The sequence below is a fragment of the Nocardioides sp. Z35_8 genome, from assembly GCF_059621125.1.
Map to the genome: position 1 here is coordinate 104,637 of NZ_JCAQIE010000001.1, position 12,533 is coordinate 117,169.

Annotated in this window: 13 protein-coding genes and 1 tRNA gene; 3 read left to right on the forward strand and 11 right to left on the reverse strand. The window is 72.9% G+C overall.

Going from position 1 to position 12,533, the window contains the following annotated elements:
- Positions 1 to 3: 3 nt before the first annotated feature.
- The 8 genes from AC54T2_RS00505 to eno all read right to left on the reverse strand — a co-directional run bounded on the left by AC54T2_RS00505 (position 4) and on the right by eno (position 5,480).
- Positions 4 to 80: transfer RNA gene (locus AC54T2_RS00505), tRNA-Leu, on the reverse strand.
- Between the two features lie 17 nt (positions 81 to 97).
- Positions 98 to 655 carry a peptide deformylase gene (def, locus tag AC54T2_RS00510; protein ID WP_496665225.1) on the reverse strand — a complete coding sequence of 186 codons (558 nt, stop codon included), beginning with the start codon at positions 653 to 655 and terminating at the stop codon, positions 98 to 100.
- Positions 656 to 666: 11 nt separating this feature from the next.
- Entirely contained in the window at positions 667 to 1,185 is a 519-nt protein-coding gene (locus AC54T2_RS00515) for a glycine cleavage system transcriptional repressor (protein WP_186342711.1), read from the reverse strand.
- A 13-nt stretch (positions 1,186 to 1,198) separates the two neighbouring features.
- Entirely contained in the window at positions 1,199 to 2,032 is an 834-nt protein-coding gene (locus tag AC54T2_RS00520; protein WP_496665226.1) for a uracil-DNA glycosylase, read from the reverse strand.
- A complete protein-coding gene (locus AC54T2_RS00525) occupies positions 2,029 to 2,958 on the reverse strand; it encodes a Ppx/GppA phosphatase family protein (RefSeq protein WP_496665227.1) in 930 nt (309 codons plus the stop codon). Before AC54T2_RS00525 ends, AC54T2_RS00520 begins: the two co-directional genes overlap by 4 nt.
- Before the next feature lie 44 nt (positions 2,959 to 3,002).
- Complete coding sequence (locus AC54T2_RS00530; protein WP_496665228.1) at positions 3,003 to 3,542, reverse strand: DUF501 domain-containing protein; 540 nt, start codon at positions 3,540 to 3,542, stop codon at positions 3,003 to 3,005.
- The gene (locus tag AC54T2_RS00535; RefSeq protein WP_496665229.1) at positions 3,539 to 4,183 is read right to left on the reverse strand and encodes an FtsB family cell division protein; all 645 of its coding nucleotides are present in this window, start codon (positions 4,181 to 4,183) and stop codon (positions 3,539 to 3,541) included. Before AC54T2_RS00535 ends, AC54T2_RS00530 begins: the two co-directional genes overlap by 4 nt.
- Positions 4,184 to 4,202: 19 nt before the next feature.
- Entirely contained in the window at positions 4,203 to 5,480 is a 1,278-nt protein-coding gene (gene eno / locus AC54T2_RS00540; protein WP_496665230.1) for a phosphopyruvate hydratase, read from the reverse strand.
- A gap of 361 nt (positions 5,481 to 5,841) precedes the next feature.
- Between eno and AC54T2_RS00545 the strand changes: the two genes are divergently transcribed.
- Positions 5,842 to 6,114, forward strand: coding sequence for a hypothetical protein (locus tag AC54T2_RS00545; protein WP_186339025.1), 273 nt, complete (start codon positions 5,842 to 5,844; stop codon positions 6,112 to 6,114).
- Positions 6,115 to 6,119: 5 nt separating this feature from the next.
- On the opposite strand, the gene AC54T2_RS00550 is transcribed toward AC54T2_RS00545, so the two are convergent.
- Genes AC54T2_RS00550 through mfd form a run of 3 tightly spaced genes read right to left on the reverse strand, consistent with a single transcriptional unit; the run spans position 6,120 to position 10,795 of the window.
- Positions 6,120 to 6,536, reverse strand: coding sequence for a MazG nucleotide pyrophosphohydrolase domain-containing protein (locus tag AC54T2_RS00550; protein WP_186339026.1), 417 nt, complete (start codon positions 6,534 to 6,536; stop codon positions 6,120 to 6,122).
- Between the two features lie 4 nt (positions 6,537 to 6,540).
- Positions 6,541 to 7,209, reverse strand: a complete 669-nt coding sequence (locus AC54T2_RS00555; protein WP_489975073.1) for a hypothetical protein — start codon at positions 7,207 to 7,209, stop codon at positions 6,541 to 6,543.
- Positions 7,210 to 7,213: 4 nt separating this feature from the next.
- Entirely contained in the window at positions 7,214 to 10,795 is a 3,582-nt protein-coding gene (gene mfd, locus AC54T2_RS00560) for a transcription-repair coupling factor (protein ID WP_496665231.1), read from the reverse strand.
- A 194-nt stretch (positions 10,796 to 10,989) separates the two neighbouring features.
- On the opposite strand from mfd, the gene AC54T2_RS00565 reads away from it, so the two are divergent.
- Complete coding sequence (locus AC54T2_RS00565) at positions 10,990 to 11,703, forward strand: hypothetical protein (protein WP_496665232.1); 714 nt, start codon at positions 10,990 to 10,992, stop codon at positions 11,701 to 11,703.
- A gap of 87 nt (positions 11,704 to 11,790) precedes the next feature.
- Positions 11,791 to 12,468: a hypothetical protein gene (locus tag AC54T2_RS00570; RefSeq protein WP_496665233.1), complete on the forward strand. Its 678-nt coding sequence runs from the start codon at positions 11,791 to 11,793 to the stop codon at positions 12,466 to 12,468.
- Positions 12,469 to 12,533: the final 65 nt, after the last annotated feature.

Sequence of the window (12,533 nt, forward strand, 5' to 3'; positions counted from 1 at the left end):
TGGTGGTGCCCCGGCTGGGGTTCGAACCCAGACTGTGCGGTTTTTAAGACCGCTTCCTCTACCGGTTGGGATACCGGGGCGGCGACCTGGAGCCAGGTCAGAGGTAGGTCTTGCGAGCGTAGACGGCGTGCGCGCCGGCCGCGCGGTCGAGGAAGAGCAGCCCGTCGCAGTGGTCGATCTCGTGCTGCAGCGCCCGCGCCTCGAACGCCTCGGCCTCGATCTCGACCTCCTCGCCGGTGCCCGGCAGCTGCCCGCGTACGACGACCCGGCTGGCGCGCTTGACGTCGCCGGTGAGGTCCGGCACCGACATGCACCCCTCGCGGGCCTTCTCGTTGCGGCTGCCCGAGACGACCTCGGCGTTGCAGAGCACGAAGGTGCCGTGGTGCGCCCGGGTCTTGGGGTGCGCGGACACGTCGACGCAGAACACCTTGGCGCCCACCCCCACCTGCGGCGCGGCCAGGCCGACGCAGCCGGGCGAGACCCGCATGGTGGCGACCAGGTCGGCCGCGAGCCGGACGACGTCGGGCGAGGTCGGGTCGACCCGCTCGCCGACCGTCGACAGCACGGCGGCGGGCGCGCGGACGACCTCGCGGAGCTCCCCGGCCACGCCGAGGTCGGTCTCGGTCCACTCCAGGACCCGGGTGTTGACGACCATCGCTCGCGTGCTCAGAGCTCGTCGGTGTCGGCGGCGCGGAGGGTGACCCCCACACCGAGGTCGGCCGCGACCCGGGAGAGCTCGCGCTCCACGGCGCTGGCGTCGGCGCCGGACGGGAGGTCGACCTCGGCGACGAGCAGGTAGAGGTCGCCGGCCAGCCGGGTGGTGAGGTCGGTGATGTTGCCCCCGACGCCCGCGATGACCGCGACGACGGCAGACACGATGCCGGGCCGGTCGCCGCCGTGGACCGACAGCACCCACGACGTGCCGTCGCCGGCCGCCCGGTGCTCGGTGGGGACCTCGCGGACCGTCACGGTCAGGCTGCCGTCGGCGGTGAGCGGCGCGAGCGCCTGCTCGATCTCGGCGTCGGGCGCCGAGCCCTCGCAGACCAGCATCATCGCGAAGTGGCCGCGCAGCAGGGTCATCGTCGAGTCCTCGAGGTTGAGGCCCAGCCCGGCGAGCCTGCCGGTGGTCTCGGCGATGATGCCGGGGCGGTCGTGGCCGAGGACGGTGATGGCGTGGAGGGTCACGCCGCGCATCCTCTCAGCCGGCGGCGTCGGTCAGCTCGCGGGCACGCTCGAAGACCTCGTCGGTCATCTCGCGGGTGAGCCGGCGGGTGTAGGTGTTGTGGGGCGAGGGGTGGTAGCAGCCGAGGAGGGTCACGCCGCCCAGCACCACCTCGGCACCGTGGCCGAACCGCGGGCGCTGCGCCGGCGCCGGCGCACCGGCCGCGACGAGCGAGCGCACCGCGCCGTCCCACCCGAAGCCACCGAGCGCCACCACCACCCGCACCGTCGGCAGCAGCGCCAGCTCCGCGGCGATCCACGGCGCGCAGGTGTCGCGCTCGACCGCGGTGGGCTTGTTGTCCGGCGGTGCGCAGCGCACGGTCGCGACCATCCGGGCGCCCAGCAGCCGCTGCCCGTCGCCGGCGTGCTCGCTCGTCGGCTGCGCGGCCCACCCGGTGCGGTGCAGGCTGGCGAAGAGCCAGTCGGCGCTGGGGTCGCCGGTGAAGATCCGTCCGGTGCGGTTGCCGCCGTTGGCCGCGGGGGCCAGGCCGACGACCAGGAGCGCGGGCTCCGGGTCGCCCCAGCCGGGGATGGGCCGCCCCCAGTAGGGCTGGTCGGCGAACGAGGCCCGCTTCGCCACCGCGACGTCCTCGCGCCAGGCGACCAGGCGCGGGCACGCGGAGCAGACGCTCACCCGGGCGTCGAGCTCGGCCAGCGGCACGTCGCTCGCGAGACGGCGTACGTCGTCGGCGTCGCGCGCGACCGGGGTGTCGGGGGCGGCGGGGTCGTCGGGCCATCCGGTGCCGGGCGCGACCGGGCTGGAGAACGCGCCGCTCACGACGGGGTGCGGCAGGAGCACCGGCTCGCTCATCGCCCGATCGCCGCCGCCATGCCGTGGAGGATGTCGGCCTCGGACACGACGTGCTCGGTCACCGGCACCCGGTCGAGGATCCGGCTCCAGATCAGCGCACCGGCGCCGATCACGTCGGCACGACCGGGATGCATGTAGGGCAGCGTGCGCCGCTCGGCCACCGTCATCGCCACCAGGTCGTCGACGAACGAGGTCGTCGTGGCGTTGGGCAGCACCGCCCCGTCGAAGCCGTCGCGGTCGTAGCCCGCCAGGCCGAGCACGCCGCACGCGATCGTCTTGATGGTGCCCGAGGTGCCGATGACCGTGCGCGCCCGCTGGAGCGGGACGCCGCAGTCGTCGAGGTGCCGGTCGACGTCGGCGACGCAGGCGGCGACCTCGGCCGCGGTCGGGGGGTCGCTGTGGAGGTGGCGCTCGTGCAGGCGCACCGAGCCGATGTCCATCGACACCGCCTGTCGCTCCTCGCCCCCGCCCAGCACGAGCTCGCTGGACCCGCCGCCGATGTCGACGACGAGCACGGGCGCCGGCGGCACCGGGTCCTGGGCGGCGATCGCGCCGGCGTAGACCAGCGCGGCCTCCTCGTCGCCCGACAGCACCTCCGGCTCGACACCCAGCCGCGCGCGCACGCCGTCGGCGAACACGCCCGCGTTGGCGGCGTCGCGGGTGGCCGACGTGGCGCAGAAGCGCACCCGCTCCGGGGCCACGCCCTGGCCGCGGACCATCGCGGCCAGGTCGTCGATGGCGGCGAGCGTGCGAGCCAGGGCCTCGTCGGCCAGCACGCCTGTGCGGTCCACGTCCTGCCCGAGGCGTACGACGCGCGACTCGCGCAGCACCACGTCGAGCCGGCCGCCGTCGAGCACGCGTCCGACGAGCAGCTTGATCGAGTTGGTGCCGCAGTCGACGGCGGCGACGAGCCCGGGATCGGTCATGGCGTCATTGTGCCGCCCCGGATCGGGGCGTCCGGCGGCTCGCGTCAGTCGGCGCTCACGCAGGGCCCGGCCGACCACCAGTCGCCGAGGAGGTCGACGACCTCGTCGCCGAGGGGGTTGACCCCGCGACCCATCGCCAGCGACTGCGCGGCGAGCACGTGCAGGCACTTGACCCGGTCGGGCATGCCGCCCGCGGTGATCCCCTCGATCTCGGGCACGTCGAGCCCGGCCCGCTCGGCGACCTCGGCGCGGGCCTCGAGGTAGCGCTCGTGCGCCCGGCGGTAGGCAGCGGCCAGCTCCTCGTCGGTGCCGAGGCGCGCCTGCATCTCCTTCATCAGGCCCGAGCCCTCGAGGGTGCCGATGCGCGAGGCCGCCCGCGGGCAGGTGAGGTAGAAGGTGGTGGGAAAGGGCGTGCCGTTGGGCAGCCGCGGCTCGGTGGTCACCACGTCGGGGTTGCCGCAGGGGCACCGGTGGCCCACCGAGTCGATGCCGCGGGGGCGGCGCTTGAGCTGGGCGCGGATGGCCGCCTCGTCGGCCGGGTCGATGCGCTGCTCGGGCGAGGGGGTCGGCGCGTCGTCGCTCACTGCTTCGTTCCGTCGGTGGTGCCGTCGACCAGGTCGGCCGGGCGCTGCTCGGGCGGGGGCGGGTTGCCGGCGAGCTCCATGGACTCCCAGGCGGTCGTCCACCAGGCCGTGGGCACCGTCTTGATCACGTCGTCGGGGTCGTTGAGGGAGGCCTGCGCCTCGAGCGGCCTGCCGTCGGGCCCGGTCACCTCGAAGCCGGCCTCGCCGGGCATCAGGTAGCCGAACCGGGCGCGGGCCTGGGCCTTGACGTAGGCCGGGTCGTCCCAGCGCTTCTTCTCGCGCTCGAGGTCGTCGATGCTGGCCTCCCGCTCGGCGATCTGCGCCTTGAGGTCGCCGATGTGGGAGCGCTGTTGCAGGTAGGCCCGCAGCGAGGACGCGTAGGACACGGTCAGCACCGCCAGCACGAGCACCAGCACCGCCGCGCGGCCGGTGAAGCGGGGACGCCGCGCCGTAGGCCGCGCCGGGCCCGGACGCGCGGCGCCACCAGCCGGCTCGCCCGAGCGGGCGGACGTCGGCCGCGTCGCCGCGCCGCGCGGGCGCGAGCCGCGGGACCCGGGGCGCGTGCTGTTGCCCTGCCTCGGTCCGCGCGACCCGTTGCGGCCGCCGGGCCCGCCCCGAGGCGTACGGCGCTGGGAAGGCATGGCGCCCAGTGTGCCTGCTTCAGCCGCCGAATCGCGGGAAGGCACCCCGGCCGGCGTAGCGAGCCGCGTCACCCAGCTCGTCCTCGATGCGGAGCAGCTGGTTGTACTTGGCGACGCGGTCGGAGCGGGCCGGCGCACCGGTCTTGATCTGGCCGCAGTTGGTGGCCACCGCCAGGTCGGCGATCGTGGTGTCCTCGGTCTCGCCCGAGCGGTGGCTCATCATGTTGCTGAAGCCCGCGCGGTGGGCGAGCTCGACCGCGTCGAGGGTCTCGCTGAGCGAGCCGATCTGGTTGACCTTCACCAGCATCGCGTTGGCCTGGCCGCCGTCGATGCCTCGCTGCAGGCGCTCCACGTTGGTCACGAAGAGGTCGTCGCCGACCAGCTGCGTCCGGGTGCCCAGGGCCTCGGTGATCGCCTTCCAGCCGTCCCAGTCCTCCTCGTCGAGCGGGTCCTCGATGGAGACGATCGGATAGGCGGCGACGAGGTCGGCGTAGTAGTCGACCATCGCGTCCGTGGTCGTCTTCTTGCCCTCGAACGTGTAGGAGCCCTTGTCGTGGAACTCGCTGGCCGCGACGTCCATCGCGAGGGCGATGTCCTTGCCGAGGGTGAAGCCGGCGGCCTTGACCGCCTCGGCGATCAGGTCGAGCGCGGCGCGGTTGCTCGCCAGGTCGGGCGCGAAGCCGCCCTCGTCGCCGAGCCCGGTGGACAGGCCCTTCTTCTTCAGCACCGACTTGAGTGCGTGGTAGACCTCCGCGCCGTGCTGCAGCGCCTCGCGGAAGGTCGGCGCGCCGATCGGCGCGATCATGAACTCCTGGACGTCGACGTTGGAGTCGGCGTGGGCGCCACCGTTGAGGATGTTCATCATCGGCACCGGCAGCAGGTGCGCGTTGGGGCCGCCGACGTAGCGGAACAGCGCCAGCCCGGCCGACTCCGCGGCGGCCTTGGCGGTCGCGAGGGAGACGCCGAGGATCGCGTTGGCGCCGAGGTTGGCCTTGTTGGCCGTGCCGTCGAGGTCGAGCATCGTCTGGTCGACGAGGCGCTGGTCGTCGGCGTCGAGCCCGACGATCGCCCCGGAGATGGTGTCGAGGACACCGGTGACGGCCTTCTGCACGCCCTTGCCGAGGTAGCGCTTGCCACCGTCGCGCAGCTCCACCGCCTCGAAGGCGCCGGTCGACGCCCCGCTGGGCACGGCCGCCCGACCGAACGCACCGTCCTCGAGCAGCACCTCCACCTCGACGGTGGGGTTGCCGCGCGAGTCGAGGATCTCACGGGCACCGACAGCAGCGATGATCGACATGGAGGACTCCTGGGGAACGTCGGTAGGGGAACGTCGGTAGGTGAACGTCGTGCTCGACCGCCAGCCTAGTCGCGCCCGACCCCGACGTCGCCGGGGCGTCCGAACGGGTGGCCGGCGTCGGCCGGGGGTGCCTACGCTCTGCGCCGAGGACCCCGCCGGGCCATCCTCGTCGCGCTGGGCACCGCCGTCGTGCTCTACCTGCTGGTCGCCCTGGCGCTGGTGCACGTCCTCGGCGCCGCCCTGGTCACGTCCGCGGTGCCGGTCGCCGACGCCACCGCCGCGCGACCTGCCCGGCCACCTGGCGTCCGTCGACCCGCGACACCGGGTCCCCGACACGGCGCAGGTCGTCATCGGTGCCGCCGTGGTCGCCCTGGTGCTGCTCGTCGACCTGCGCGGCGCGATCGGCTTCTCGTCGTTCGGCGTGCTCGTCTACTACGCCGTCGCCAACCTCGCGGCCCTGCGCCAGCCCGCCGAGCACCGCCGCTGGCCGCGCGCCCTGCAGGTGGCCGGGATGGCCGGCTGCGTCGCGATGGCCGCCGCGCTCCCCCTCGGCTCGGTCCTGGCCGGGCTGGCGGTCCTGGCCATCGGGGTCGCCGGCCGCCTCGTGGCCCGCCGGCTCACCACCGCGCCCTGACTGGCCTACTCGGCCTTCTCGGCCCTCTCAGCCGCCTTCGCGGCGTTGTAGAGGCGCATCACCTCGGCGGTGTCGGTCGCGACGGCGTCGCCGAAGACGTGCGGGTTGCGGCGCTCCATCTTGGCGATCACCCCGCGAGCCACGTCGTCGAGGGTGAACTCGCCGGCCTCCTCGGCCATCACCGCGTGGATCACCACCTGCAGCAGCAGGTCGCCGAGCTCGTCGCACAGCGCGGCCGGGTCGCCCGACTCGATCGCCTCGACGACCTCCTCGGCCTCCTCGCGCACGTAGGGGATCAGCGAGGCGTGGGTCTGCTCGCGCTTCCAGGGGCACTCGCGCTGGAGCACCCGCATCTGGTCGGCGAAGGCCTCCAGCGCGGAGCCCTCGGCGCCGTCGGTGCCCTGGGGAGCGCCGCCCGTCATGGCCTCAGCCGCAGCGCTGGTTGACCGGCAGCGACGAGGCGAAGGCCGGGTCGGGCTCGGTCGCGAGCCCCGACTTCGCGAAGTCGCCCACCGCCACGGAGGTGTTGGTGTCGACCGGCGAGAGCACCCCGTCGACGCTGCGCAGGCCGTAGCGCGGGTCGATCTCGAGGTCGTGGGTCTCGGGCCACGCGTTGAAGACCTCGATGCCGGCGTCCGTCGCCTGCTCGACGGACGGGTCCTCGGTGCCCTCGTCCTCGAGGACCTCGCGCCCGACCTGCTCGAGGACGTCCTGGGCGTACGCCGAGGCGGACGCCAGCTCGACGAAGTCGTCGCGGACCTCCTCGGGCTTGGTGGCGGCCGTGCCCTGGCGCTGCGCGACGTCGTTGTAGTAGCCCGAGCCCGGCTCGACGCCGTACTCGTCCGCGATCTGCGACACCTGCGCGCGCAGGGTCAGCAGCTGCACGACGTACTGGCGCACGAAGCCCATCGGCACCTCGGTGTCGAGGTCGCCCACCGCGGTGCAGTAGTTGGCCGTCACCCGGTCGACCTCGCGGGTCGTGATCTCCTCGTCGCCGACCTGCACGGCCACGCCAGGGCTGATCCCGCCGCAGCCGGTCAGCAGCAGTCCTGCGAGGGCCGTCGTCGCGGCCGTCATCAGGCGGGTCTTGCTCACGGGGTCACTCCTTGGTCGATGCTGCGGGGGCGGCGCCGCTGGCCGCGGGCGCGGGCGGGGCGACGACCTCGTCGATCACGCCTCGGGCCCATTCAAGCAGGGCCACGCCCGCCACCGGACGCACGGGGAACCCGGTGCCCTGCGGGCGCGGCACGAGGATCGTGCTGACGGGGGCCTTGACGACGCTGCGGGGGTAGAGCCGCTGGAGTCGTACGACGCGCGACTCGGGCAGGTCGACCGGCGCGAACCGGACGTACTTGCCGGCCACCGTGACCTCGCGGACGCCGACCTGGCGGCAGCGCGCCCGGAACCGGGCCACGACGAGCAGCGACTCGACCACCTCCGGCGGGGTGCCGTAGCGGTCGACCAGCTCGGCGCGCACCTCGTCGACGTCGGCGTCGGTGCGCACCTCGGCCAGCCGCTTGTAGATCTCGAGCCGCAGGCGCTCGCTGGGGATGTAGTCGTGGGGCAGGTGGGCGTCGACCGGCAGCTCGATGCGCACCTCGGCGAGCTCCTCCTCGCCCCCGCCCTTGAAGTCGGCGACCGCCTCGCCGACCAGCCGGACGTAGAGGTCGAAGCCGACGTCGGCGATGTGGCCCGACTGCTCACCGCCGAGCAGGTTGCCCGCGCCGCGGATCTCGAGGTCCTTCATCGCGATGGCCATGCCGCCGCCGAGGTCGGAGTGCTGGGCCAGGGTGGCGAGCCGCTCGTGGGCGGTCTCGGTCATCGGCTTCTCGGCGGGATAGAGGAAGTAGGCGTAGGCGCGCTCGCGCGAGCGGCCGACCCGGCCGCGCAGCTGGTGCAGCTGGGACAGGCCGAGGGTGTCGGCACGCTCGATGATCATCGTGTTGGCGTTGGACACGTCGAGGCCCGACTCCACCAGCGTGGTGCAGACGAGCACGTCGAAGCGCTTCTCCCAGAAGTCGAGCATGACCTGCTCGAGCTGGCGCTCGTTCATCTGGCCGTGCGCGGTCGCGACCCGCGCCTCCGGCACCAGCTCGCGGATGCGGGCTGCCGCCTTCTCGATCGACTGCACCCGGTTGTGGATGTAGAAGACCTGCCCCTCGCGCAGCAGCTCGCGCCGCACGGCCGCGACGACCTGGCGGTCCTCGTAGGCGCCGACGTAGGTGAGCACCGGGTGCCGCTCCTCCGGCGGGGTGGTGATCGTGGACATCTCGCGGATGCCGGTCACCGCCATCTCCAGCGTGCGCGGGATCGGCGTCGCGCTCATCGACAGCACGTCGACCGACGTGCGCATCCGCTTCATCTGCTCCTTGTGCTCGACGCCGAAGCGCTGCTCCTCGTCGACGATGATCAGCCCGAGGTCCTTGACCACGATGTCGGGGTTGAGCAGGCGGTGGGTGCCCACGACGATGTCGATCGAGCCGTCGGCGAGGCCCGCGGCGACCTCCTTGGCCTCCTTGTCGGTCTGGAAGCGCGAGAGGGCGCGGATCTCGACCGGGAAGCCGCTCATCCGCTCCGAGAACGTCGACAGGTGCTGGGTGACGAGCAGGGTCGTGGGCACCAGGACCGCGACCTGCTTGCCGTCCTGCACCGCCTTGAACGCCGCGCGGACCGCGATCTCGGTCTTGCCGTATCCCACGTCGCCGCAGACCAGGCGGTCCATCGGCACGACACGGCGCATGTCGGCCTTCACCTCCTCGACCGTCGTCAGCTGGTCGGCGGTCTCGGTGAACGGGAAGGCGTCCTCGAGCTCGCGCTGCCACGGGGTGTCGGGCCCGAAGGCGTAGCCCTTGGTGGCCTGGCGGGCGGCATAGAGCTTGATCAGCTCGGCGGCGATCTCCCGGACCGCACGGCGCGCCTTGTTCTTGCGCTTGGTCCAGTCGCCCCCGCCGAGGCGGTCGAGACTGGGGTTCTCCCCGCCGACGTAGCGGGTGACCTGGTCGAGGGTGTCGGCCGGGACGTAGAGCATGTCGTTGGGGCCGCCGCGCTTGCTGGGGCCGTACTCCAGGACGAGGTACTCGCGCACCGCGCCGCTGATCTCGCGCTGCCTCATCTCCACGAAGCGGCCCACGCCGTGCTGCTCGTGGACGACGTAGTCGCCGGCCTTGAGCTCGAGCGGGTCGATCTGCTTCTTGCGCCGCGCCGGCATCTTGCGCATGTCGCGCGTCGAGGCCTTCTGCCCGGACAGGTCGTCGCCGGTGAGGACCGCGACGCGCGCCTCGTCGTCGACGATGCCGTGCACGAGGTGGCCGCACGTCACGGTGACCACGTGGGGCCCCGCCGTCTCCTCCTCCTCGACGAGGCGGGCCGCGATGTCGTTCTCGCCGAGCAGCTCGACGAACCGCTGCGCCGGGCCGTGGCCGGCGTGCACCACGACGACGTCGACGTCGTCGCTCACCCAGCCGCGGATGTCGTCGACCGCCTGCTGGAGGTCGCCGCGGTAGGCCTCGGCGGGATGCACCGGCAGGGTGCGGCTCGGCACCCCGGCGGTCGCGGCGTCGGGCACCACGTCGTCGGTGTCGATCCCGAAAGGGCTCACCGTCCACCACGCGTGGCCCAGCCCGAGCGCGTGCAGCCGGACGTCGGCGACCTCGCGGTAGGAGGCCGCGCCGAGGTCGATCGGCGCCGTGCCACCGCCGGCGGCCGCGGCCCACGAGGCGCCGAGGAACTCCTCGCTGGTCGCCACCAGGTCGTGGGCGCGGGTGCGGGCGCGCTCGGGGTCGAGCACGAGGACCGTGGTGTCGGCCGGCATCAGGTCGACGAGCAGCTCCATCGAGTCGACCAGCGCGGGCGCCAGCGACTCCATGCCCTCCACCGCGATGCCGGCGGCCATCTTGTCGGTGAGCTCGACCAGCTGGGGGTGCGCCTGGCCGAGCTCGGCGGCGCGCCGGCGTACGTCGTCGGTCAGCAGCAGCTCGCGGCACGGCGGCGCCCACAGCCGCTCGACGGTCTCGAGGGTGCGCTGGTCGGCGACGGAGAAGGCGCGGATGTCCTCGACGTCGTCGCCCCAGAACTCCACCCGCAGCGGGTGCTCCTCGGTGGGCGGGAAGACGTCGACGATGCCGCCGCGCACCGCGAACTCGCCGCGCCGCTCGACCATGTCGACCCGCGAGTAGGCCGCGTCGGCCAGGCCGCGCACGACCTCCTCCAGCGGACGGTTGTCGCCCGGCGCCAGCTCGACCGGCTCGATGTCGGCGAGGCCGGCGACCTGCGGCTGGAGCAGGCTGCGGATGGGGGCCACGACGACCTTGAGCGGGCCGTTGGCGACGTCGGAGCCCGGGTGGCGCAGGCGCCGCAGCACGGCGAGGCGGCGTCCGACGGTGTCGCTGCGGGGGCTCAGCCGCTCGTGGGGCAGCGTCTCCCAGCTCGGGTAGTAGGCCACGGAGGCGGGGTCGACGAGGTCGGCCAGCTCCTCGACGAGGTCCTCGGCCTCGCGCGAGGTCGCCGTGACGGCGAGCACCGTGCGCCCGCGCTCCACCAGCCCGTGCACCACGAACGGCCGCACCGCCGCGGGGCCGGTCAGGTCGAGCGCGGACTGCACCCCGGCGTCGGCCAGTGCTCCGCCCAGCGTGGGAGCAGCGACGACGCGCCGGGCGACGGCGGCGAGGGGCGTGGACGACACCGGAGATCCCTTCGAGAGCACGCGGAAGAGCCCCCCTGTGGTCCGAGAGGGGGGAGGATGAAAGTCTACGGGGGCTGCCGGACACGCGGACGGGGAGAGGGGTTTGTCCCGTACGCCCCACGGGTAGCAAGCACGTCAACGCCCGGCGTTGCCGGGCGTGTCAGCACTTTCACCTGAGAGGAACACACGGGGACATGCGCATCACTCGTCTCATCGCAGGCACGGTCACGGCCGGCCTTCTCGGCCTCGCGCCCATCGCCGTCGCCGCACCCAGCAGCGCGACCGAGAACCTGACCGCCACGGTCACCGCCACGCCCAGCACGGACGCCGTCGAGTACGGCGATGACCTGTCCGTCAGCGTGACCGTCACCGGCTCCGACGGCCGCAGCGTCAGCTACGGCAACTCGACCCTCTACGCCCTCGAGGCCGGCGCGGCCGCGTGGGTGCCCGTCGCCACCGGCACCTACGCGTCGAGCTCGTTCTACGACGTCAAGCCGGCCGCCAACACCCAGTACAAGGTCGTCTACAACGGCTACGCCGCCACCTCGACCTACCAGAACAACTACGCGGCCGCGGAGTCCGCGCCCTTCACCGTCGGCGTCGCGCGCAACGTCACCATCGACAAGGCCAAGGCCCGCCTCACCATCAAGGGCAAGGTCAAGCCGGACTACAAGAAGAGCAAGGTCAAGATCCAGATCAAGAAGGGCAAGAAGTACAAGAAGTTCAAGACGGTCAAGACCGACAAGAAGAGCAAGTTCCAGGTCCGCCTGCCTGCTGCCAAGCGCGGCAAGCGGCTCTACTTCAAGATCACCGTGCCGGGGAACTCGAAGTTCCTCGCCTACAGTGAGGTCTGGTACACCTACAGCTATCGGGCTCCTCTCGCGCGCAGCGCCGCCGAGCGGGCCTGACCGCACTGCTTCACCACGTGAGCCAGCGTCGCCCGCCGAGGGCGGCGCTGGCTCACGGCCCATCCCGAACCATCGAGGGGCGCCACCATGTCCTCCCACCGCGGCACCGCCCGACTCCTCGTCGCAGGAGCGCTGGTCGGCACGATGACCGCCGTCGCCGCCCCCGCCACCGCCGCTGACCCGGAGTCGACGACGACCGTCGCCGTGCCGAGCGAGACGGTGATCGATTTCGGGGACGTCATCGTCATCGACGTCGACGTCGACGTCGACAGCGAGTCGGGCTCCGCGCCGACCGACGGCACGACGACGCTCCTCGCCAAGCGGGCCACGTCCGACGAGTGGCGCGAGATCGCGACGAACTCCTCGCCCCTGCTCGACTTCACCGGCGTCAGGCCGCGGATGAACACCTCCTACAAGGTCGCCTACGACGGCGACAAGGCAGGTTCCTCCCAGGACGACGGCTACACCTCCAGCGAGTCGGACGAGTTCACCGTCCAGGTCGCCCGGTCCATCACCCGCCCCTCCGGCGGGTTCGCGATCACGGGCAAGGTCCGGCCCCGCTACGTGCAGAAGAAGATCGTCGTCAAGGTCTCGCGCAAGCAGTACTCCGGCTACACGCGCTACCGGGTCATCCGGACCGACGACCGCGGCAGGTACCGCCTGGACCTCCCCCGTCGCAAGGGGACGTGGTTCTGGTCGTTCCAGACCAAGGGCGACGCCGCCTACCTCCCGGCGAGCTTCCGCTGGCGCACCTGGGTCTCCTGACCCCCGTGCCGCGCCGTCGGGCGCGGATCGTGGATCGTGCCTTTACCGTTCGACTGTCGAACACA